The sequence below is a fragment of the Lentzea sp. NPDC004789 genome (assembly GCF_053601075.1).
In genome coordinates this window covers 191,470-213,664 of the sequence record NZ_JBSGBE010000018.1, presented here as the reverse complement: position 1 = coordinate 213,664, position 22,195 = coordinate 191,470, and the positions used below count along the sequence as shown (strand labels likewise).

Annotated in this window: 19 protein-coding genes; 13 read left to right on the top strand and 6 right to left on the bottom strand. The window is 70.0% G+C overall.

What is annotated here, in order from left to right:
* The 9 genes from ACWEIJ_RS34340 to vanX all read left to right on the top strand — a co-directional run.
* Window positions 1-3,532: RHS repeat domain-containing protein (locus ACWEIJ_RS34340; RefSeq protein ID WP_449841391.1), on the top strand; the 3,532-nt coding region annotated here is incomplete at its 5' end.
* Window positions 3,533-3,545: 13 nt separating this feature from the next.
* Window positions 3,546-3,929, top strand: a complete 384-nt coding sequence (locus ACWEIJ_RS34335; protein ID WP_449841390.1) for a hypothetical protein — start codon at window positions 3,546-3,548, stop codon at window positions 3,927-3,929.
* Between the two features lie 328 nt (window positions 3,930-4,257).
* The gene (locus ACWEIJ_RS34330; RefSeq protein ID WP_449841389.1) at window positions 4,258-4,950 is read left to right on the top strand and encodes a hypothetical protein; all 693 of its coding nucleotides are present in this window, start codon (window positions 4,258-4,260) and stop codon (window positions 4,948-4,950) included.
* A gap of 33 nt (window positions 4,951-4,983) precedes the next feature.
* On the top strand, window positions 4,984-5,355 hold the full coding sequence (locus ACWEIJ_RS34325; protein WP_449841388.1) for a roadblock/LC7 domain-containing protein: 372 nt from the start codon (window positions 4,984-4,986) through the stop codon (window positions 5,353-5,355).
* A 195-nt stretch (window positions 5,356-5,550) separates the two neighbouring features.
* On the top strand, window positions 5,551-5,922 hold the full coding sequence (locus ACWEIJ_RS34320; RefSeq protein WP_449841387.1) for a hypothetical protein: 372 nt from the start codon (window positions 5,551-5,553) through the stop codon (window positions 5,920-5,922).
* Window positions 5,923-6,039: 117 nt separating this feature from the next.
* On the top strand, window positions 6,040-6,732 hold the full coding sequence (locus ACWEIJ_RS34315; protein WP_449841386.1) for a thermonuclease family protein: 693 nt from the start codon (window positions 6,040-6,042) through the stop codon (window positions 6,730-6,732).
* A 79-nt stretch (window positions 6,733-6,811) separates the two neighbouring features.
* Window positions 6,812-7,807 carry a D-isomer specific 2-hydroxyacid dehydrogenase family protein gene (locus ACWEIJ_RS34310; RefSeq protein ID WP_449841385.1) on the top strand — a complete coding sequence of 332 codons (996 nt, stop codon included), beginning with the start codon at window positions 6,812-6,814 and terminating at the stop codon, window positions 7,805-7,807.
* Window positions 7,804-8,820, top strand: coding sequence for a D-alanine--(R)-lactate ligase (gene vanA, locus ACWEIJ_RS34305; protein WP_449841384.1), 1,017 nt, complete (start codon window positions 7,804-7,806; stop codon window positions 8,818-8,820). The genes ACWEIJ_RS34310 and vanA overlap by 4 nt, the downstream gene beginning before the upstream one ends.
* Window positions 8,817-9,425, top strand: coding sequence for a D-Ala-D-Ala dipeptidase VanX (vanX, locus tag ACWEIJ_RS34300; RefSeq protein ID WP_449841383.1), 609 nt, complete (start codon window positions 8,817-8,819; stop codon window positions 9,423-9,425). The genes vanA and vanX overlap by 4 nt, the downstream gene beginning before the upstream one ends.
* Here the strand turns inward: vanX and ACWEIJ_RS34295 are convergent.
* From ACWEIJ_RS34295 to ACWEIJ_RS34285, 3 genes are read right to left on the bottom strand one after another with little or no spacing between them, the layout of a single operon-like run.
* On the bottom strand, window positions 9,401-10,486 hold the full coding sequence (locus ACWEIJ_RS34295) for a sensor histidine kinase (protein WP_449841382.1): 1,086 nt from the start codon (window positions 10,484-10,486) through the stop codon (window positions 9,401-9,403). The genes vanX and ACWEIJ_RS34295 overlap by 25 nt on opposite strands.
* Complete coding sequence (vanR-Sc, locus tag ACWEIJ_RS34290) at window positions 10,479-11,153, bottom strand: VanSc-type vancomycin resistance response regulator transcription factor VanR (RefSeq protein ID WP_449841381.1); 675 nt, start codon at window positions 11,151-11,153, stop codon at window positions 10,479-10,481. The genes ACWEIJ_RS34295 and vanR-Sc overlap by 8 nt, the downstream gene beginning before the upstream one ends.
* Window positions 11,154-11,204: 51 nt before the next feature.
* On the bottom strand, window positions 11,205-14,012 hold the full coding sequence (locus ACWEIJ_RS34285; protein WP_449841380.1) for a hypothetical protein: 2,808 nt from the start codon (window positions 14,010-14,012) through the stop codon (window positions 11,205-11,207).
* Window positions 14,013-14,207: 195 nt separating this feature from the next.
* Here ACWEIJ_RS34285 and ACWEIJ_RS34280 point away from each other — a divergent pair, with 195 nt between their 5' ends.
* Window positions 14,208-15,062 (top strand): peptidase inhibitor family I36 protein, encoded by an 855-nt coding sequence (locus ACWEIJ_RS34280; protein WP_449841379.1) that lies wholly within the window; start codon window positions 14,208-14,210, stop codon window positions 15,060-15,062.
* A gap of 53 nt (window positions 15,063-15,115) precedes the next feature.
* Here the strand turns inward: ACWEIJ_RS34280 and ACWEIJ_RS34275 are convergent, their stop codons facing one another.
* Window positions 15,116-15,481, bottom strand: a complete 366-nt coding sequence (locus ACWEIJ_RS34275) for a hypothetical protein (protein ID WP_449841378.1) — start codon at window positions 15,479-15,481, stop codon at window positions 15,116-15,118.
* 138 nt (window positions 15,482-15,619) lie between these two features.
* Here ACWEIJ_RS34275 and ACWEIJ_RS34270 point away from each other — a divergent pair, with 138 nt between their 5' ends.
* Window positions 15,620-17,137 (top strand): carboxylesterase/lipase family protein, encoded by a 1,518-nt coding sequence (locus ACWEIJ_RS34270; RefSeq protein ID WP_449841377.1) that lies wholly within the window; start codon window positions 15,620-15,622, stop codon window positions 17,135-17,137.
* Here the strand turns inward: ACWEIJ_RS34270 and ACWEIJ_RS34265 are convergent.
* Window positions 17,119-18,297, bottom strand: a complete 1,179-nt coding sequence (locus ACWEIJ_RS34265; protein ID WP_449841376.1) for a PucR family transcriptional regulator — start codon at window positions 18,295-18,297, stop codon at window positions 17,119-17,121. The genes ACWEIJ_RS34270 and ACWEIJ_RS34265 overlap by 19 nt on opposite strands.
* 228 nt (window positions 18,298-18,525) lie before the next feature.
* On the opposite strand from ACWEIJ_RS34265, the gene ACWEIJ_RS34260 reads away from it, so the two are divergent.
* Both ACWEIJ_RS34260 and ACWEIJ_RS34255 read left to right on the top strand, forming a co-directional pair.
* On the top strand, window positions 18,526-18,816 hold the full coding sequence (locus ACWEIJ_RS34260) for a hypothetical protein (RefSeq protein WP_449841375.1): 291 nt from the start codon (window positions 18,526-18,528) through the stop codon (window positions 18,814-18,816).
* Window positions 18,817-19,130: 314 nt separating this feature from the next.
* On the top strand, window positions 19,131-21,821 hold the full coding sequence (locus ACWEIJ_RS34255) for a BTAD domain-containing putative transcriptional regulator (RefSeq protein WP_449841374.1): 2,691 nt from the start codon (window positions 19,131-19,133) through the stop codon (window positions 21,819-21,821).
* On the opposite strand, the gene ACWEIJ_RS34250 is transcribed toward ACWEIJ_RS34255, so the two are convergent.
* Window positions 21,808-22,188 (bottom strand): MerR family transcriptional regulator, encoded by a 381-nt coding sequence (locus ACWEIJ_RS34250; RefSeq protein WP_449841373.1) that lies wholly within the window; start codon window positions 22,186-22,188, stop codon window positions 21,808-21,810. The two genes, ACWEIJ_RS34255 and ACWEIJ_RS34250, sit on opposite strands and share 14 nt — an antisense overlap.
* Window positions 22,189-22,195: the final 7 nt, after the last annotated feature.

The window sequence follows — 22,195 nt, the reverse complement described above, 5'->3', positions numbered from 1 at the left end:
GCGCGATTTCCTGGTCGACTGCGCGAAGGCGAAGGGCACGGGTCTGCGGGACCAGGACATCGCCGGTGACGTGAAGACCTACTTCGACGGCCAGGCTCACGGTGTCGCGCCGACGAAGGGCGAGACCACCAAGACCGAGGCCCTGAAGTCGTATGTCAACGGCACGGCTTCGTATCTGACGGAGTCGCAGACCGAACGCGACGCCTACGGGCGGGTCACGAAGCTGATCGACCCGAAGGGCACCACGACCACGGCCTACACCCCGGCCGCCGGCGGACCGGTGACGCAGCTGACGTCGACCAACGTGTTGGGCTGGGTCACGACGACCGAGGTGGAACCAGCGTGGGGATCGCCGCGGTCCACAACGGACCCGAACCAGCGCAGGACAAACATCACCTACGACGGTCTTGGCCGTACGACCGAGGTGTCGGCTCTCGGCTTCAGCAAGAAGTTCGCCTATCTGCAACGGTCCAACGGCCCTTCAGTGGTCTCGACGAGCACGCTGAACACCAGCAGCCAGTACGTGACCTCCTACGAGCTGTTCGACGGGTTGTTGCGGCCGCGCCAGACCCAGCAGCCGGACGCGACCGGGAGCACGTCCACCTCAGTTGTCACGGACACGTACTACGACTCGGCGGGGCGGGCCAAGCGATCGAACAACGCCTACCTCGGTAATGCCGCCCCAGGCACGGAGTTGTTCGTGCCGACCGACACCATCCCGTCGGCGACGGTGACCAACTACGACGGCGCGGGCCGGGACATCGCCCAGGTGTCGAAGAAGAACCTGCCGGTGGCCAGCCCCGGCGGTGACGAGCTGTTCCGCACGACTACCTACTACGCCGGTGACCGCATCGACGTGACACCGCCCGCGGGCGGCGTGGTGACGTCGACGTTGGTCGACGCGCTGGGTCGTAAGGCTGAGTTGCGGCAGTACCACTCAGGTGTTGTCGCGGGGGCCGCGACGGGCTTCGACGCCACGACGTACACCTACGACCTCAAAGGTCAGCAGACCGAGGTCACGCACGCGTCGGGCAAGAAGTGGCAGTACTCCTACGACGTGCGAGGCCGGCAGGTCCGCTCGGTCGACCCGGACAAGGGCACGACGACGTCGGTCTACAACGACCTGGACCAGCTGGTGTCCACAACGGACGGTCGTGGTAAGACGCTCGCGTACACCTATGACGCGTTGGGCCGCAAGACGAGCACGCGCGACAACACGGCAACCGGTGCGGCGCGGTCGGAGTGGTTCTACGACGTGCTCGCCGACGGCACCGCGGTCAAGGGCCAGCTGGTGAAGTCCGTGCGGCACGGCGAGCTCGGCGACTACGTCATGGAACACACCGGCATCAGGGCGGACTACCAGCCCTCGGCCACCAACTTCACCATCCCGGATGCCGAGACCGGATTGGGCGGCACCTATGGCTACGTCTACACCTACCACAACAACAGCGTGCTCAACACGACCCGCATCCCGGCCACCGGTGACCTCAAGCGGGAAACGCTCCAATACGACTACGACGCACTGGGGCAGATCGCGACCCTGAAGACCGGCTACGGGACATCGGCGCAGACCGACCTGGTCACCTCGACCGGCTACACCTCGTTCGGTGAGCTGGCGTCCTACCGGCTGCAGAACAACGGCGGCAACACCGTCGACGTCGTGCGCAACTACGACCAGTTCACCCGCCGTCTCACCCAGATCTGGACGACGAAGCAGACCGGGCCGACCGACGTTTCGAACGTGTCGTACAGCCACGACTGGGCGGGCAACGTCACCCGCGTCGCGGACTCGGTCAGCGCCGACACGCAGTGCTTCCGCGCCGACCACCTGCGCCGTCTGACGGAGGCCTGGACCCCGAGTTCGGGTGACTGCGCACCCGACCCGACCGTCGCGGGCCTGGGCGGCCCGTCGAAGTACTGGCAGTCCTACAGCTACGACGTTGCGGGTGACCGCACCAAGCTGGTCGAGCACGGCACCAGCGCGGGCGACCGCACCACCGAGTACTTCCCGACCCCGGGCAAGCACTCCGTCGCCAACACGGTGGCCACCGACAACGCGGGCAGCCGTCAGGCGAGCTACACCTACGACGAGACCGGGAACACCCTCACCCGTCCGTCAGCCGGCGGCGGTACGCAGACGATGACGTGGGACGAGGAAGGTCACGTCGCCACCACGACCGACGAGACCGGTCAGTCGTCCTATGTGTACGACGCTGATGGCAACCGGCTGGTCCGCCGTGACCCCGACGGGCGGACGTTGTACCTGCCTGGTCAGGAGTTGCGGTACATCGCCTCGTCGGGTGCGAAGGTCTGCACGCGCTACTACTCGCACGCGGGTCAGTCCATTGCGATGCGGACGTCGTCGGGGTTGACGTGGCTGTCGTCGGATCAGCACGGCACGGCGCAGAGCACGATCAACGCGTTGAGCCAGCTCGTGAGCACGCGACTGACCACACCGTTCGGCGAAGTGCGCGGCAACACGGGCACCTGGCCGGCGCGGATGGACAAGGGCTTCGTCGGCGGCACGCTGGACAACAGCGGCCTGACGCACATCGGTGCGCGTGAGTACGACCCGAAGCTGGGCCGGTTCATCTCCGTCGACCCGGTGATGGATCTCGGGGATCCGCGGCAGTGGAACGCCTACGTCTACGCCAACAACAGCCCGGTCAGCTTCAGCGACCCGACCGGCCTGTACTGCGACTCCTGCGACTTCTACAACTACCAGGAAACCCACTACGAGAAGTCGCCGGCGTCCGTCGGGTGCGGCTACTCGCCCAACGGTCTGTGCGGCCCGGAGGGATCCGGGTATTCCCAGCGGGAGTTCGAACAGCGCTGGCAGTGGGAGACCGGCACCGGTGACGGCTCCAACCAGCCGATCATCTACGGCCACCGGCTACCCACCGCCGAGGAGATGAAGCGAGGCCCCATCTTCGGCGCGCCGGTCATGATGGCTCCTGGCGAGACCTACGCACAGGCCGTCACGCACTGGGCCACCTACCTGTGCCGCAGCAGCAACCCCGGCGCCGGGTTCTGCGAATGGTCCTACACCGTCGGCAACCGACCGGCCAACGGCTGGGACCTCGTCTTCACCGTCGTCGGCGCGGTCGGGCTCGCCGCGGGAGCGGTGGGCGGATCGGCCTTGCGAGGTGCGGCTGCGCCCCTGGCCCGTGAGGCCGTGGCGAGTGCTGTCGGGCGTGCCGTCGCGGTGATCGAGCCGGAGGCGTCGGTAGCGACCAAGGAGATCACGATCCTCGGCCGTACCGCAAACGTGGAAGAGTACGTCGCCGGGAAGCCGGGGTACAACACGCTGAAAGTTCCTTGGGCAGGTCCCGGAAAGTGGAACTGGACGAGGAACAAGAGGTTCATCGACGATGCCATCGCGAGCGGTGGAGAGGTCAGGCTCGTCACCGACCCCTTCACCCCGATATATGAAGGCGGTAACTTCTATCAGCGTGAGCTGAAGTATCTCAAGGACCGGGGTTTCACGTTCGAGGCGCGGGACGACTACTGGGTGGTGAAACGTGGGCGCTAGGCGATCGGCGTCTGTGGCTCGGGCGTTCGGTGACGAGGTCAAGCGCCGGTTCCGGTTCCTGGTCGATCAGGAAGGTTTTCTGGGGCCGGAGGAGGGGGACGGTGTAATTGCCTACCACTGGCCGAATCTCACCATAAGGGTGGCGCTGGACCAGCGCGAGCGATACGCCCTGACCCTGGTCAACGGTGAAGTTGACGGCTTCACCGCCAGGACGGTGCTGTCGTGCCTGTACCAGCGTGCGGGTCTTGGTCCGGCACAGGACGTCCGTGCGTCGGCGGGAACCCTGCACGCCTTGGCGAAAGCCCTGGATTCCCAGGCGGTGGCGGTGCGGAAGATCTTGCCGGCCTTGCGAAGTGAATCCGCGGCACAGCTGCTGCGGGAGTGCCACGGCAAGTAGATCGTGGTGGCGGCCCAGGCCTGGAGCGATCCGGCCTGGGCCGACCCATGTCTGCCCGAGCACAAGAACATCGGTTGGTTATCGAAATAAAAGAGTTTCATGTCGCGCCTTTCTTGGTGGACTGGAATGTTTCACTCGATCGTGTGGCGTTCGCCGGGATGGTTCGGTATCGGCGGCCTGCGGGTAACAATGGCGGTCACTCTTTCGATGAGGGAGAGGTGGCCGATTGGAGTGATCTCTGAGACGTGATTGTCGGGCCGCATTAGATGTTCTCGCGCATGCCTTGGAGCAGTGTCACGTTGATCGGGTCACCGGAGCGTTGAAGGTCGTGGGTAATGCCGGCGGGCTGTTTCATTTGTCCGGCGGCGTCGTGATCGCGGTGGACAGCCCCGGTTCACCGGGAGTGGAGACGCTGCTGCTGACCTCCGGCAGGATCAGCGCGGAGAGCTGGGCCGCGGCACTGGCGGAGAGCGTCCAGAAGCGGTCACTGCAGGAGGTGCTGGTCGCCCGAGGGAACATCGGCGCCGCGGAGGCTCAGGTTCTCGCCGCGGCCGCCTTGCGGGACGGGGCGTTCGCCGTTGCCGTCGGTGACGTCGAGCGATGTGTCGTCGACGAGTCCGCCGACGAGCCGCTCCTGCCGGTGACCGATGGCTTGGCCCCGGACGTGCTGCTGTCGCAGACGGGCCGCCGGCTGGACGCGGTCGCCTCGCTGCCGATTCCCCTGTCGCCGTACCGGGACCGCGTGGTGGCCGCCTCCGGCGCGGAATCGGCTGATTCCACCGCGGAACGGCGGGAGATCATCGCCCACGCCACCGGGCGGCGCAGTGCGCGGGACATCGCGTTCGCGGTCGGCCGGGGTCTTTACCCGGTCACCGTCGAGGTTTCGCGAATGCTCGGTGAAGGGGTGTTGGAGATCGCGTCACCGGCGGCGTCGTTCAGTTTTGCGCACGGCAGCCTGGCTTCGTTGCACGCTCGGGCGGGAGCAGGCTCGCCACCGGCCGGGGTGGAACGACCCGGCTGAACCTTTTCGACCTTTCCGAAGCAGAAGGGAAGTGTGTTGGACTACGACGCCCTGGCCGTCGAGCTGCAGAAGCTTCGCGAAAATGTCACCGGGGTGACCGACACGGTAATTGCCGCATCCGACGGGATTCCGATCATTTCCGATGTGGCGAAGAACGTCGACCCCGCGCACATCTCGGCACTCGCCGCCGCCGATCTCGGCATCGCGCGCCAGGCGGCGGAGGTGATCGGTCTGGGCACGCTCAGTCAGACCGTGGTGTTCGGCAGCACGGGCTACATGGCCGTGTACGCCGTCGGCCGGATGTCGCTGATGGTCGCGCTCGGGGACAAGGGACTGAATCTCGGACGACTGCTCCACGAGTCCCGGCCCGTGATCGAGCGCGTCGGGTCGATCCTGACGCCGTAGTGCGCGATCCGCCGAAATGAAGGAAGAGGTCATATCGTCAGGATGATCGAGGACGCCCTCGGGAATCGTTCTGTTCAATCGGAACAGTGCTGACGGTGGCGCATGTCCACCTTCGGTTCATTGTTCTCATCAATGGCGTCCGTGTGGAGACGTGTTCGCGCACGATCGCCAGTTGACATAGGGAAGTGGGATTTGATGAACATCGATACCGCGTTGAAAGAGGCCATGGCCATCGGCGGTGCCGTCGGTGTCGCGCTGGTCGACTACGACAGCGGAATGTCGCTCGGCACCAGCGGCGGTGGCGACTGGCTGAACCTGGAGGTCGCCGCGGCCGGGAACACCGAGGTCGTGCGGTCGAAGCTCCGGGTGATGTCCACGCTCGGGCTGAACGACACCATCGAGGACATCCTGATCACGTTGCACCGGCAGTACCACCTGATCCGGTTGATGAGCGGCGTGAAGGCCAGAGGTTCGTTGTTCCTGTACCTGGTGCTGGACAGAGAGGTCGCGAACCTCGCGCTGGCTCGGCATCACCTCAAGCGCATCGAGTCCGAGCTGCAGATCTGAGCCGGTGGCGGACGGGGTGGCGGCCGAACCGGGCCTCCACCCCGTCCGCACGCCCGGTGATGGTCCGTCCGGGTGACGCCGGTAACGCCGTGCGGGCGGTGTCCCGATGTGACGGCCGTGACCGCACTCGTGTTCCGGCGACAGCTGCCGAAGAACGCCCGCATCGCCGTGCCCGTGGTGCTCCTGTCGGTGGCCCTCGGGGGTTGCACGTCGCAGCCTGCGCGTGTTGCGGCTTCCACGACCGCGAGCACGACGACGACCACCACTACCACCACCACCACCACCACGACTCCGCCGCCGGTGACCGTTGGGTCCGTTGTGGACGGCCGGACCGTGACGCTGTCGAACGGCACCACGGTGCAGGTGCACGGACTGGCGGCACCCGGTGAGTGCTGGGCCGCGTCGTCGGTCGAGTTCGCGACGAAGACGTTGGTGGGCAAGGCGGTCACGGTTTCGGGTGCACGGCTGTTGCTCGCCGACGGCAAGGACTACGCGGTCCTCGCGGTCGGTCAGGGCGTCGCACGGGCGGTGGCCGGCGCGGACAGCGTGATCCTGCAGGCGGAGGCCGTCGCCAAGCAGGCAGGGCTCGGGTTCTGGGGACCGTCCTGCGGTGGGCTCGACGCCAAGCCCGCGCCACAACCACTTGTGCCACAACCGCAACCGCAACCGCAACTCCAGCCCGCGCCGGCGTCCGCGTACTACGCGAACTGCGCGGCGGCCAGGGCCGCCGGTGCGGCGCCGCTGCACCGCGGGGAGCCCGGCTACCGGCCCGCGCTCGACCGCGACAACGACGGCATCGCGTGTGAATAAGGCCTGACGCCGCGAGTATCGGCGGCATATCGAAAATCGCATACGCACCGGCAACGTCGTGCTGCCTTGACTTGGGGGCATGCACTACCGCGAACCGGCGCGGACGGTTGCCGCGCTGCGAACTGGGATCACGGTCTACGGGTGTGAGCAGGACGAGGCCATCCTGTTCCACGAGCTGGCGCCTCGCTTCGGGGTGGCCCCGACCATCACGCAGGAGGCCGCGACCGAGGCCAATGCCGTACTGGCCTCGGGGAATCGGTGCATCAGCGTCGGCCACAAGACTCGGGTGGCGAACGCCGCACTCCGCGCTCTGAAAGAGGCCGGCGTCAGGTACGTCTCCACGAGGAGCATCGGGTGCAACCACATCGATGTCGCCTACGCGGAGAGCATCGGCATCTCGGTCGAGAACGTCTCCTACTCGCCGGACAGCGTCGCCGACTACACGCTGATGCTGATCCTGATGGCGATCCGCGATGCGAAGGCCGTCATTCGCCGCGTTGATGCGCACGACTACCGGTTGGGCCTGCGCGGCAAGGAGCTGCGCGACCTGACCGTCGGGGTGGTGGGGGCGGGGCGCATCGGCGCGGCCGTCATGAGCAGGCTGCGCGGCTTCGGTTGCCGCGTGCTGGCCTGTGACAACCGCGCTGCCGCCGGGTTCGTCTCGCTGGACGAACTGGTGCGGGAGAGCGACGTCGTCACGCTGCACACGCCGCTCACCGAGCGGACGCATCACCTCCTGGACGCGAAACGCATCGCGCAGCTGAAGGACGGCGCGTTCGTCGTGAACACCGGACGTGGTGCGCTCATCGACACCGAGGCGCTCGTGGGGGAACTGGAGAGCGGCCGGCTCGGTGGCGCGGCGCTGGACGTCCTCGAAGGCGAGGAAGGCGTCTTCTACGCCGATCACCGGGGCCGGACCGTCGAATGCGAACCGCTGTTGCGGTTGCAGGCGCTGCCCAACGTCGTCGTCAGCCCGCACACCGCCTATTACACGGACCACGCGCTGCGCGACACCGTGCAGAACAGCCTCATCAACTGCTTGAACTTCGAAAGCGAAAGGCGGCACTGGATATGAGGATCGGCATTCTTTTCGGAGGTGCCTCCGAGGAGCACCCCGTCTCCGTGAAGTCCGCGCGGGAGGTCGCGAAGCACCTCGACGCCGAGAAGCACGAGGTGTTCTGGATAGGGATCACCAAGAGCGGTGCCTGGCGGCTCTGCGACGGACCCGAGGCGGAGTGGGAGGGCCGTCCGGTCGTGCTGTCGCTCGACAGCGGGTTCCGCGGGCTGCTCGTCCTGGAGTCCGGGCGGTACGAGGAGATCGGCCTGGACGTGGTGCTGCCCGTGCTGCACGGCAAGCTGGGCGAGGACGGTGCCGTGCAGGGGTTGCTGGAGCTCTCGGGCATCCCGTACGTCGGGTGCGACGTCCAGAGTTCCGCGCTGTGCATGGACAAGTCGCTCACCTACCTCGTCGCCGGCAGCGCCGGAGTGGCGACGCCGGAGTTCACGACCGTCCTGGCGAACGAGGACGTCGATCCCGGCCGGTTCACCTATCCGGTGTTCGTCAAGCCGGCGCGGTCGGGATCTTCGTTCGGGGTCAGCAAGGTGTCCGGTGAGGACGAACTGCCCGGTGCGGTGGAGATCGCCAGGCAGTACGACTCGAAGGTGCTCATCGAGGAGGCCGTGGCCGGGCAGGAGATCGGGTGCGCCGTGCTGGGCAACGACGCCGACCTCGTCGTGGGCGAGGTGGACCAGGTCGCGTTGTCGCACGGGTTCTTCCGGATCCACCAGGAGAGCGAGCCCGAGAGCGGTTCGGAGAACGCCACGTTCATCGTGCCCGCCGAGATCCCGGCGCAGTCGCGGGCGCTGGTGCGGGAGACCGCGAAGGTCGTGTACCGGGCGTTGGGCTGCAGGGGGCTCTCGCGGGTGGACATGTTCCTCAAGGACGACGGCACGGTCGTCCTCAACGAGGTGAACACCTTGCCCGGCCTCACCTCCTACAGCCGCTATCCGCGCATGATGGCGGCGGCCGGGCTGCCGCTCGGCGAGGTGATCGACCGGCTGGTCGCGCTGGCGGGGAATGTCCGATGAGGACGGACTTCGTCTTCGTGGACGAGGCGGTGCCGGGCATTCGCTGGGACGCCAAGTACGCCACGTGGGACAACTTCACCGGCAAACCCGTGGACGGGTACCTGGTGAACCGGATCGTCGGCACGACGGCGCTGTGCGCTGCCCTCGAAGCAGCGCAGGAGAAGGCCGCGTCGCTCGGCTTCGGCCTGCTGCTCTGGGACGGGTACCGGCCCCAACGCGCGGTGGACAGCTTCCTGCGCTGGTCGGCGCTGCCGGACGACGGCCGGACGAAACCGCGGCACCACCCGAACATCAGCAGGGCCGAGATGTTCGAACTGGGCTACGTGGCCGCGAAGTCGGGGCACAGCCGGGGAAGCACGGTCGACCTGACGCTCCACCACCTCGACACCGGCGAGCTCGCGGCCATGGGCGGCGGTCACGACCTGATGGATCCGATCTCGCACCACGGCGCGAGCGGGATCACGCCGGCCGAGGCGGAGAACCGCCGGCACCTCTGCTCGGTGATGGAAGCCTGCGGTTTCCGGCGGTACGACAGCGAGTGGTGGCACTACACGCTGAAGGACGAGCCGTACCCGGACACCTACTTCGACTTCCCGCTCGCGTAGCCGAGCCGGACGGTGACGCGCAGGCCGCCTCCGTCGCGCGGGGTGAGGGTCAGGGTCCCTTCGTGGGCCTGGGCGACGCTCTTGACGATGGCGAGACCCAGGCCCACGCCGGGGTGGTCGGTGCGCACGCGCTGGGTGCCGCGCTGGAACGGCTCGGTGAGCGTCGAGATCAGGCCGGGGGTGAGCTTCTCGCCGGTGTTCTCCACGGTGAGCACCACGGATTCGGCGTCCACGCTGGTCGTGACCCACACGGTGCCCTCGTCGGGGAGGTTGTGGACGATCGCGTTGTGCACGAGGTTCGTGGTCATCTGCAGCAGCAGCGCGTGCGAGCCGAGCGTGGGGGCCACGTCGCCCGAGGTCTCGATGGTGAGGCCGCGTTTCTCGGCGAGGGGGAGGAGGGTTTCGGCGACCTCCTCCGCGATGAGGGAGAGATCGACGTGCTCGCGGACGAACGAACGCTGGTTGGCGCGGCTGAGCAGGAGCATCGCCTCGGTCAGGTCGATGGCCCTGGTGTTGACGAACCGAAGGCGCTCCACGAGCTCGCCGGTGTCGCCGTTCGGGTCGTTGCGGGCCACGTCGAGGAGCGTCTGCGTGATCGCCAGCGGGGTGCGCAGCTCGTGCGAGGCGTTGGCGGCGAACCGGCGTTGCTCGGCGTCCTGGGCTTCGAGGCGTTCGAGCATGGTGTCGAACGCGTCGGCGAGCTCGCGGAACTCGTCCGCGCGGCCCTCCAGGTGGATGCGGTGCGAGAGCGAGCCGTTCGCGGCCAGGCGGGTGGCGTTGGTGATGCGGGTCAACGGCGCGAGCATGGTGCCGGAGAGGATCCAGCCGCCGATCAGGCCGAAGGCCAGCAGGAAGATCATCGCCCACTGCGCCTTCGGCAGGAAGGCGCGCTCCAGCTCGGACCGGTCCGGCACGCGCAGCGACGCGTGCAGCTCCGCGGGCACGTAGCGCAGCAGGAACACCCAGACGACCGCGAGCAGCAAGGCGCCCGCGACCATGATGAAACCGGCGTAGCTGAGGGTGAGTTTGAGGCGGACGCTCAAGCCCGGTTCCCTAGTCACGCTCGCCTCCGGTGTCGATGCGGTAGCCGACGCCCGGCACGGTGGCGATGATCCACGGTTCCCCCAGCCGTTTGCGCAGCGACGAGACGGTGATGCGGACGGCGTTGGTGAACGGGTCGGCGTTCTCGTCCCACGCCCGTTCCAGCAGCTCCTCGGCGCTGATCACGCCGCCCTCCGCCGCCACGAGGACCTCCAGCACGGCGAACTGCTTCCTGGTCAGCGCCACGTACCGGCCGTCGCGGTAGACCTCGCGCCGGAACGGGTCGAGGCGCAGGCCCGCGATCTCCCGCACCGGCGGCCGGTTGTGCGCGCGCCTGCGGTCCAGGGCTCTCAGCCGGACCACGAGCTCGCGCAGCTCGAACGGTTTGGTGAGGTAGTCGTCGGCACCGAGCGCGAACCCGGACACCTTGTCGTCGAGCCGGTCGGCGGCGGTGAGCATCAGGATCGGCATGCCGCTGCCGGACGCGACGATGCTAGCGGCGATCTCGTCACCGGACGGGCCGGGGATGTCGCGGTCGAGCACGGCGATGTCGTAGGCGTTGACGCTCAGCAGCTCCAGGGCCGTGTCGCCGTCGCCCGCGAGGTCCGCCGCGATCGCCTCCAGCCGCAACCCGTCGCGGATGGCCTCTGCCAGGTAGGGCTCGTCCTCCACGATCAACACACGCATGTGCCGATGCTACGAGCGGACGCATATCGCCGGCCTATCGAAAACCGCGTTTCACCGGTGCGCCCGGCTCCACAACGCCTGCCAGCCGCCCTGGCCCAGCAGGGCCGCGGGGACGAGCAGACCGTGGTCGGCGACGCCCTGCCAGAACAGGTCCACGGGTGCGCCCAGCTCGGCTGCCGCGGGCAGTGCGCGTTGCCACGGACCGTGCTCGTCGGACAGATCGCCGGCCGGAAAGCCCGGAATCATGACCTTTCCCGGCTCGGCCACCGGCACGGCGTCGTCCGATGTGGACTGACAGGTGACTGCGATCGCCAGTGCGCACACCAGTTCCGGCGACGGGCGGCGTGCCACCGACCGGGCCAGCGCATCGGTCGCCAAGGTGCCCATGGCGGTGCAGAGGGCTCGTGCCACCACGTCCATCGCGTGCGCCGGGGCGATCTCCGGGCGGCGGACGAGGGCGCGCAACGTCCTGGGCAGTGCCGCGCCGTCGGTCAGCGTGCTGAGACGGTGGTGTTCCCGCAGGTCAGGATCGAGCCGGGCCACCGCGGACGCGAGCGGCCGGACGCGGGTCGCCCGCCAGACCGCCACCGCGTCGAGTCCGTCGTCGAGAGCCGTGCGGAGGACCTCGGCGAGCGAGTCCGCGCGGTTCAGCGCGATCACCGCCGCCTCCGGGTCGAAGTCGGCGTGACGGCCGAGGCTTCGCGCGAGGGTCGCGTAGGTGCGCCGGGCGGAGGCGGTGGCCGACGAGGCCAGCTCGCGTTCCACGGCGGTGGCCAGCGCCTTGACCAGCTCCGCGGGCAGACGGCCTGCCGCGGAACGGCGAGAGCCGCCTCGTGGGCGCACCGGTGGCACGGGCAGCAGCGGTTCCGGAGTGGGCGGCCGGGGTGCCGGGATGCTGTCGACCCAGGCCCTGACCTGCTTTCCGAGCGGGTTCGAGACGTCGTCGTTGAAGCGGGCGCGCAGTTCGTGCACGTGCCAGCCGCCGGTGTGGCGGCGGATGTCGAGGTTCGCGACGATGCGACCGTCGGCCGGGTCGCGGAACGCGATGAGGACGCAGTGGCCCTTGTGGGCCCTGTCCGCGTACCAGGACTCGCCGATGCAGTTGCCCATGTAGCCGGACCACTCGGCGAGCTGCCTGGGGTCGCGGCCCAGCTCGACGGCGCAGCCGCCGACGGACTGCTCCGCCATCGCCACCACCTCTGCGGGGACCGGGAACGCGCCGGTGCGGGCCGCGGTGATCGCGGTGTCCGCGTCGAGGGCGGCGACCAGATCCCGCCAGCTGCCGCAGCGCGGTGGTGGGGTGGCGCCGAGCATCACGAGCTGCGCGGCACCGGCGGCCGCCAGTGGCACGGAAATGGTGCGCTCCGGCGGTGACTGCTCGTACCACGCGCTCGGTACGGGCCGTGCGTGGCCGATCTCGGCGCGTTCGTTGCCGTGGAACGGGGCCAGAGCGTCGGCCAGGTCACCGAACCAGAGCAGGTCGTGCGGGGTCTCGTCCGCGGCCGGGTCCTCGGCGAGGCGCTGGGCCAGCGGCTCGGTCGGGGCGCCGGGGTGGGCGTCGGCCAGCGGCGGTTGCTGCCAGCTCTCCGGCGTGCGCGAGAAACCCGTTGCGGCACGCCACTTCTGCAGCTTCGGGACCTCCCACGGCCGACAGGTGTCGTGGCAGTTGTGCAACGGCTCGCCGAGGTTGTCCACCAGCGCGCAGCGGGCGGCGGCGAGAACGACCTCGCCGTAGTTGCGGGCCATGGCCGCGCGTGTGCGCACATAGGCCTCGGTCTTGGGGGTGACAGTCCTTTCCGGACTCAACCGCTCGGCCAGCTCGTGGACGTAGTTGCCGGGTCGTGCCGGGTGCCTGAGGTCGCCTTCCCTGCGGCGGGCGGCGTTGCCGCGTTCGGCCTTGGTGAGGAGGTCGGCCGCGACGAGCTCGTCACGGTGTTTCGCGGTGGCCGCGGCAAGGCCTTCGTCGGACAGGGTCCTGGCGAACCGGAGCAGCGCGGTGGCGGCGATGGCGTCGTGCACCAGGCGGCTGAACTCCCACGCCGTCCACCAGATCGGCGGGCGCCAGCGCGCCGCCGCCGCGAGTGACGGTTGGAGACCCTCCAACTGGCGCAGCTGCGTCAGGATCGGTTCGTCGAAGTGCTCGTGGTAGCGCGACTCGAGCCTGGGGATGCGGCTCGCGCTGGTCTGCGACGCGGCTCGGAGTGCCCGGCGCCGCCGGTCGAGCAGCTCGTCGCACACGTGGTCCCAGAGGCTGACGACCAGCGTCAGGCGCCGGGGAGGCCGGTAGCCGGCCAGCACGCGGGCCAGGTGTCCGGCCAGAGTGGACGCCGCGCCGCGCGGGAACGGGTCGACGCCGTCGGGAGCGCTCAGGTCCAGCACGCGTTCGAGCTGTTCCGGGCCGAGGAGGTCGGACGCGGCCGAGGCGAGGTGCAGAGCTCCCCAGCGCTCTTCGGCGACCGCCGCGTTCGCCGCCGCACCGACGCGTTTGGTCGCCGCCGGGCCGAACAACGCCACCAGCGTGGCGGTTCGGTCGCCCAGGCGGTGCGCGCCTTCGTCGCCGAGGATCCGCAACGCCGCCAGCACCGCGTCGCGCCGGTCGCCTTGGGCACCCGCCAGCCGTGCCGAGGTGAAGCCACCGCCCAGGTCGACGCCCGCTCCCGCGGCCGTGCCGGCCAGCAGGGCGAGCTGTCCGACCGCTGCCCGCGCGGCCTCGGGGTCGTCCGGCCCGACCGCGACGGCGGCACCCGGAGCCTGTGCGCCCGCCCGGTCGGCCACGGGCACGGCCGTACCACCGGGCGCGGGTAGCCAGCAGCTCACCCCGGGCCCGGTTTTCACCCCGAACGCCAGCTGAATGGACATCGACTCCATGATGACGGACCCGCGCCAGCGGTTTTTACGCGCTGACGGTCCGGTGACGGCGGGTGTCAGCGAGATGTCAGCGGCCGCCGAGATGCTGCCTCCAGCGAAAACAAGAGCTTCCCTGCGAAGCAGGCTCCGGCAGTTCCGGCGGGGCCGGATCCTGCGAAAGAAGAAGGGCACACCGTGTTCAAAAGAATGACCCTCGTCGCCATGATGGGTGCGCTGATCAGCGTGTCCTTCAGCGGTTCCCCCGCGTCCGCGGCCACCGACCGCAACGGTTCCTGTGAGTCGGGCGAATTCTGCCTGTACTACAACAGCAACCAGGAAGGCTCGGTTTCCGACTTCGACTCGTCGATTTCGGACTACGGCGACGAGCAGCCGAGCTGCTACGAGTTCAAGGGCGACGGCAACGGCAAGGGCCTGTGCGTCAAGAACGAGGCCGCCTCGGTCTGGAACCGCACCGGCAACCCCGTCACGGTGTACTTCAACAGCGGCTACGCCGGCCCGCACCAGACCATCGCGGCCGGTGCCAAGGCGAACCTGAACTCCGAGCTCAAGAACGAGAACGCCTCCCACAAGCTGAACGACAGCGGCAGTGGCGGCGGTGGCGGCGGCGGCACCTACGGTGCTCCGGCGGACAACCCGTACCCGTCCGCGGCCACCCGTGCGCCGGCGGCCACCAAGCGCACCCAGTTCGTGGACGACCAGATCCGCTCGCTGACCGGTGAGAAGGACTGCTGGGTCGGCGACTACCGCAACGACGAGCCGTCGACGAGCAACCACAACACCGGCAACGCTCTCGACTGCACCATCTCCAACGCGATCGGCACCTACCCGAACGCGACGCAGAAGGAGCAGGGCTGGAAGCTCGCCAACTGGCTGAAGAAGTACGCGAGCAAGCTCGACGTCCGCTACGTGATCTGGCAGGGCAAGATCTGGAGCGTCGCGCGGTCCTCCGAGGGCTGGCGCACCTACACCGCCGGCTCGGGCGTCACCGGTGGTCACTACGACCACGTGCACGTCTCGATGCAGAACCCGTACGGCGACTGATCTGATCCACTTCTGGAAGGCCGCTCACCACTGGTGGGCGGCCTTTCCGCTTGTCAGACGCGGCCCGCGCGACGGGCCGCCGCGCCGTCGAACAGCTCCCAGCCGTTCATCTCCGCGGGTGCGTTCGAGCTCGCGTCCCAGCCGCGGGCAACGGCCTCGGCGAGCACCGCCAGTGCCACGCCGGGCTCGTGGAGGTTCAGCGCCCTGCCGTCGGCGTGCCGGACGAGACCGCTGTCCAGCAACCCGTCCTGGATGCGGTAACCCTCTTCGGGCATGCCCTTGAACAGCACCAGCAGGTGCCCGTTCGATCCCATCTTGCGGAACCGCAGCACCTCGTGGCACTCATGGCACCGGTGGCTGACGTACCAGAGGAACTGGTCTTCGCCCACGGTGAGCTTTCGGTTCTTGCGGCGCCCCATGCGGTGAGCGTAGGAACGGCGGCAACTGCTTTAGGACCTGCGCGCGTGACACCTTCGTCGCAGCCGCCGAAGACCTTCGCGGCTCGCGGCGCACCCTCCTTCCGATGTGGACTTGGCGCCACGACTGAGGGGGTTGTGGTGGAACGACGATGGCTGGTGCCGCTGGTGGCGGCAGCGCTGGTGGCCGGTGCGACGACGGCGGCCGCGGCGGACGGATCCGTTGTGCGCACGGGATATGGGGCCGTGCGCGGAGAAGTGAGCGGGCACACGCGGGTGTTCGAGGGCATCCCGTACGCGGCGCCGCCCGTGGGGGACGGGCGGTGGCGTGACCCGCGGCCACCGCGGCGCTGGGACGGCGTGCGGGACGCGACCGCGCCGGGGCCCGCGTGTGCGCAACTGCCGGGGGAGTTGCCGACGGGCAGCGACAGCGAGGACTGCCTGTACCTCAACGTGACGGCGCCGTCGAAGGGCGGCCGCAAACCCGTGGTGGTGTGGGTGCACGGTGGCGGGTTCTTCTTGGGTGCCGGGAGCAACTACGACGCGCGGCGGTTCGCCGAGCGCGGCGACGTCGTCGTGGTGACGGTCAACTACCGGCTCGGGGTGTTCGGTTTTTTCGGCCTGCCCGGCCTGGCCGGGTCCGGCACGTTCGGGTTGCGGGACCAGCAGGCCGCGTTGCGGTGGGTGCGGGGCAACATCGCGGCGTTCGGCGGGGATCCGCGCAACGTGACGCTGGCCGGGCAGTCGGCCGGGGCGATGAGCGTGTGCGCGCAGCTCACCTCGCCTGGTGCGGCGGGGTTGTTCGACAAGGCCGTGCTGCAGAGCGGGTCGTGCGAGACCGGGTGGCTCGACAACTTCGAGTACCGGCACGAGCAGGAAGCGACGATCTTCCAACCGTTGGGCGTCGTCACGGCGCACGGGGCGGAAGTCGCGCGCGAGCTGGGGTGTGCCGATGTGGCCTGCCTGCGCGGGAAACCGGTGGGTGACCTGATGGCGCAGCAGACGGCGTTCATCCAACCCGCTTACGGCACGCCGGTTCTTCCCGCTTATCCGGGTGACGCCGTCCGGAAAGGACAGTTCCACCGGGTGCCGGTGCTGAGCGGGACGACCCGGGACGAGGCCAGGCCGTGGATCGCCGTTTACGACAACGGCGCGCCGATGAGCGCGGAGACGTTCGAGACGGTGCTCAGGGAGACGTTCGGTGCGCGGGCAGCGGCGGTGAGGGCCGTCTACTCGCCGGAGAGGTACGGGTCGCCGGCGCTGGCGTGGGCCGCGCTCGTCACGGACCGGATGTGGTCCTGCGCCCAGAACTCGACGGCACGCGGGCTCGCCGCCCGGACGAAGGTCTACGGCTACGAGTTCGCGGATCCGGCACCACCGAAGCTGTCACCCGTGCCGCCGCAGATGGACCTCGGCGCTCAGCACGCGTCCGAGCTGTGGGACTTCTTCGACCTCGGCGGACATGCGCCCCAGTTCACCGAGGCTCAGCAGCGGCTGTCGGAGCGGATGATCCACGACTGGGCGGCGTTCGCGGCCACGGGGGACCCGGGCTGGCCGCGGTCCGGGTACGTCCAGTCGTTCGCGCCGGACCGCGTCGGCCCGGTCGACCTGGCCGCGGAGCACCACTGCGGCTTCTGGGATCAGGGGCGCAGGTCGTGAACGATCAGTGACGCGGCCAGCAGCCGGACGTCCGCGGGGTCGGCCGGGTTGTAGCCGGTCAGCTCGGTGACGCGGCGCAGGCGGTAGTTCAGCGTGTTGCGGTGCAGGTGCAGGCTTTCGGCCGTCCGGTGGCGGTTGTGGTCGCAGTTGATGAACACCCTGAGCGTGTGCAGCAGGTCGGGGTGTTCGGCCAGGCGGTCCATCACGCGGGCGAGGCGCTTGCGGCCTGGGCCGGGACGGCAGAGCTGGTACTCGAGCAGCACGTCGTCCAGCACGTACGCGCCGGACGGGCGGCCCAGCCGTTGCGCGAGCTCGGCGATGTCGGCGGCCTGACGTGCGGCGGTGGGGACGTCCTCCCGGCTCTCCGCCGCCGCGATCCCGCCCACCAGCCCGGTGCCCGCCGCGGTGTGCAGCCTGCGCACCAGTTCGGCGGCGTCGGCGAGCTCCGCGTCGAGCGCGTCGGGCGTGGTGGGCAGCAGGACGGTGCCGCCGTCGTGGTCCAGCGCGGCGAGCGCGTGCTTCGGCAGTTCGGCGCGCAGGCGGCGCACCAGCGAGCCGTGCGGCCCGGTCTCGACGCGGACGGCCAGCACGACGTGGTGGGTGGACAGTTCGAGGCCGATCCGCTCGGCCAGCGGTTCGGCCTCGCGGCCGGTCAGCAACGCGGCCACCAGCGCGCGGCTCGCCTCGCGGCGTTCCGCGTGCAGGGCCTGCTGCTCGGTCAGGTAGGAGGCGGCGACCGCGGGCACGGCGGCGCTCAGGAACTGCAGCAGCGCCGGCACGGTCGCCAGCAGGTCGCCGACCTCGTCCTCCTCGGTGACGGCGGCCATCGCCGTCCAGCCGACGTGCGCGGCGACGTGGTAGGTGCTCAGCACGACGTCGAGGGGCACGCCCTGCTGAGCCCGGCGGACGGCCGTGGCGATCTGGTCGGCCAGCTCGTCGGGCGCCGGCGGCCGTTGCTCGCGCAGGGCCCGCAGGAAGACCTGCAGGTTGCGGGTCACCGCCTCGGTGATCTCGCGGTCGACGAGCTGGTGCGGCAGCTGCCGGTAGGCCGCCGATCGGGCGAAGAACGCCTCCAGCACCTTCTCGGCGATGCTGGGAATCTGCGTCGCGGCCCGCTCGTACAGCGGCGCGTGCGGGTCCGGTGCCTGGATGTCGACCACTCGGCAGAGGCTCGCGCATGCGGTTGGCCCTTGCCATCGCCCGAAGCGGTCGAATTCGTCGGCACTGTGCACGAACGAGGACCACCGATGTTGTGCATCTGCCCGAAACATTTGACCTGATCGAGTGATGGACGATGGGGGCCACGCGTGCGTGCCGTCAGAATCGGTGGCTCGTATCGGCTGGGGCAGGGTGACTTGGCACAGAACCCGAGCAGTGTCCAGGAGTGCATGAGGCTGTTGCTGCGGCGCGGATTTCAGCGGACGGTCATCCAGGACCGGCTGACGTGCGTCAACGCCGTGATGTTCCGCAGGTTGTGGCGCGGCACGAACGAGACCGTGCTCGCGTACTCCGAGTCGGAGGCGCTCGCCTACCGCGTGCGTCAGGACGACGTCGACCCGGCGGACCCGTTCGTCGTCGATCCCGACGTCACGTTGTGGCAGTGCGGCGGCGCGTTCGTCGACGTCGCGGGGCAGCTGCTCGACCTGCCGCCCGCGCCGGGGCACTCCACGTTGGCCTAGGTGGCGGGGAAGGCCTGTGGCCGGTGCTGTGGCGCCTGCCGTCCGAGCCGCGCACGTCACGTTGGCCTGGACGGTGGTGAAGTCCTGCGGCCCGTGCCGCGGCACTCCACGTTGGCCTAGGTGGCGGGGAAGGCCTGCGGTCGGCGCTAAGGCGCCTGCCGTCCGAGCCGCGCACGCCACGTTGGCCTGGACGGCGCACGAGGTCCGCGGCTGAGCGGCGGATCGAACCGGCCGCCGAGCCCGGGGTGAACAATGTCCCCTCCGCCGAGCGAGGTCTCGGTGGCCTTGAGCGGACTCCGGAGGGGGAGCCGGTGGTGGAGTTCGGGCTGCTCGGCGCGGTCGAGGTCCGGGTGGACGGCCGGGTCGTGGACGTCGGCCACGCCCGCCAGCGGTGCGTGCTGGTGGCGTTGCTGGTGGACGCGAACCGGTTCGTGCCGGTCGACGTGCTGGTCGACCGGGTGTGGGGTGAGCAGGTGCCGCACCGGGCGCGCAACGCCGTGGCCGGGTACGTGTCGCGGCTCAGACACGTGCTGCCGGACGACGTGCGCGTCGTCGGACGGCAGGGTGGCTACGTGCTGACCGTCGACCCGATGTCGGTGGACCTGCACCGGTTCGGCCGTCTGGTCGAACGCGCGCGTGCCGAACCGGGGCAGGCCGTCGCGTTGCTCACCGAGGCGCTCGGGTTGTGGCGGGGCGAACCTTTCTCCACTTTGGACACACCCTGGCTGAACGGGGTGCGGGCGTCGGTCGAGGGACGCCGGCTGGCCGCGTTGCTCGACCGCAACGACCTGGTGCTGGACCAGGGCCGGCACACCGAGGTGCTGGCCGAGCTGGAGGCCGCGGCCGCGGTGTTCCCGTTGGACGAACGGCTGGCCGGGCAGCTGGTGCTGGCGCTGTACCGGTCGGGACGGCAGGCCGACGCGTTGCTGCGGTACGAGCAGGTGCGGGTGCGGCTGGCCGACGAGCTGGGCACCGATCCGGGGCCGGCGTTGCGGTTGCTGCACAAGCAGATCCTGACCGCGGACGCCGCGATCGGCTTCGTGCCGGCGGCCCGGCCCGTGCCGCGTCAGCTCCCGGCGCCGCCGCGGTCGTTCGCGGGGCGGGAGCGTGAACTGGCCGTGCTCGACGCGATCGCGGACGGCGGGCATCCGGTCGTGCTGTCCGGTACCGCGGGAGTGGGCAAGACCGCACTGGCGGTGCACTGGGCGCATCGGCTGGCCGAGCGGTACCCGGACGGGCAGCTGTACGTCAACCTGCGCGGGTTCGACCCCAGCGGTGCGGTGATGGCGCCGGGCGAGGCGGTCAGGTCGTTGCTCGACGCGCTCGACGTCGACCCGCAGCGGATTCCGGCGGGCCTGGACGCGCAGGCCGGGCTCTTCCGCAGTGCGCTGGCCGGCAGACGCGTGCTCGTCGTGCTGGACAACGCCCGTGACGCGGACCAGGTCCGGCCGCTGCTGCCGGGCAGTCCGGGTTGTCAGGTGGTCGTGACCAGCCGGAACCGGTTGGCGGGCCTGGTCGCCACGCACGGCGCGTACCCGCTCGCGCTGGACCTTCTGTCCACTGTGGAGGCTCAGGCGCTGCTCGCCGGCCGGCTCGGGGCAGCGCGGGTGCGGGCGGAGCCCGAGGTGGCCGACGAGATCATCACCCGGTGCGCGGGGTTGCCGATCGCGCTGACGATCGTGGCGGCTCGGGTGGCCTGCACGAGCTTTCCGCTGCGGGCGATCGCGGCCGAGCTGCGCGGCGGCCTGGACCCGTTCGACGGCGGTGACTCGGCGACCGACGTCCGTGCCGTGTTCTCCTGGTCGTACCACGCGTTGACGCCTGCCGCGGCCCGGCTGTTCCGGTTGCTCGGCCTGCATCCCGGGCCGGACGTCTCGGTCGCGGCCGCGGAGAGCCTGTTCGGTGCGGGGCCGGTGCGGCCGTTGCTCGCCGAGCTGACCCGCGCGCACCTGCTGACCGAGCACCAGCCCGGCCGGTACGTCTTCCACGACCTGTTGCGCGCCTACGCGGGTGAACAGGCGCAGCTGCACGACTCCGACGCGGAACGACGTGCCGCGCTGAGCCGGTTGCACGACCACTACGTGCACACCGCGCACGCCGCGACCCGGTTGCTGAGCCCGACGCGGGACGTGATCGCCCCGCCGTCGCCGCGGCCCGGCGAGCACCTGGCGGACTTCGCGCAGGCGCTGGCCTGGTTCACCGCCGAGCACCACGTCCTGCTCGCCGCCGTCGACCAGGCCGCCGCCACCGGGCTCGACACGCACGCCCGGCACCTGGCGTGGGCGCTGGCCGAGTTCCTCGAACGCCGCGGCCACTGGCCGGACCTCGCCGCCGTCGGCCGGGTCGCGCTCGCCGCCGCGGTCCGCCTCGCCGATCCGCTGGCGCAGAGCCACGCCCACCGCTACCTGGCCCGCGCGGCCACGCAGCTGGACGACCTCGACGACGCCCACACCCACCTGCAGCGCAGCCTCGACGTGTCCGGCGAACCGGCCGGGCAGGCGCTCACCCACCGCGAGCTCGCCTACGTGTGCGAACGGCAGGGGCGGCACGACCAGGCGCTGCACCACTCGTCGCAGGCCATGCGCCTGTACGCGGCGGCCGGTCACCGGCGTGGCCAGGCGGGTGCGCTGAACGCCGTCGGCTGGTACCAGGCGTTGCTCGGCGACCTGGCGCGGGCGTTGGCGTCGTGCCGGGCGGCGCTGGAGCTGCTGGAGCCCGACGACCTCGGCGGGCGGGCCTCCACCTGGGACAGCCTCGGCTACATCCACCACCACCGGGGCGATCACCGCGAGGCCATCGCCTGCTACCAGCGGTCCCTCGACGTGTTCCGGTCGCTGGGAGACCGGTACTGGACCGCCGACGTGCTGCTGCACCTCGGCGACAGCCATCTCGCGGCCGGTGGCCCGGCGCCGGCGCGGGCGGCCTGGCAGGAGGCGCTCGCGATCCTGGAGGACCTCGGCCATCCGCACGCAGACGCGGCCCGGTCCCGGCTCAGTCCTCTGTAGACTGATCCAGTGCGGCGAGGACCGGGCACTGCTCCTGCACGCCGTTGGCGGCCACCTCCAGCAACGCGCGACGCACGCGTTCGAGGTCGCGCACCCGTTGCTCGATCTCGGTGACCTTCTCGGTGATCACGTCACCGAGGTCGTCGGTGTCGAGCCCGGACACGGCCAGGATCTGCTCGACCTCGGTGAGGGTGAAACCGAGCCGCTGGGCGCGCCGGACGAACTTCAGCCGCCGCAACGCCTCGTGGTCGTAGTGGCGGTAACCGCCGTGGGTGCGGGTGGTGGGCGTGACGAGGCCGCGGCGCTCGTAGAACCGCACCGTGCTGATGCCCACGCCGGCGGCGCGGGCCAGTTCGGAGATGCGCACCACGGGA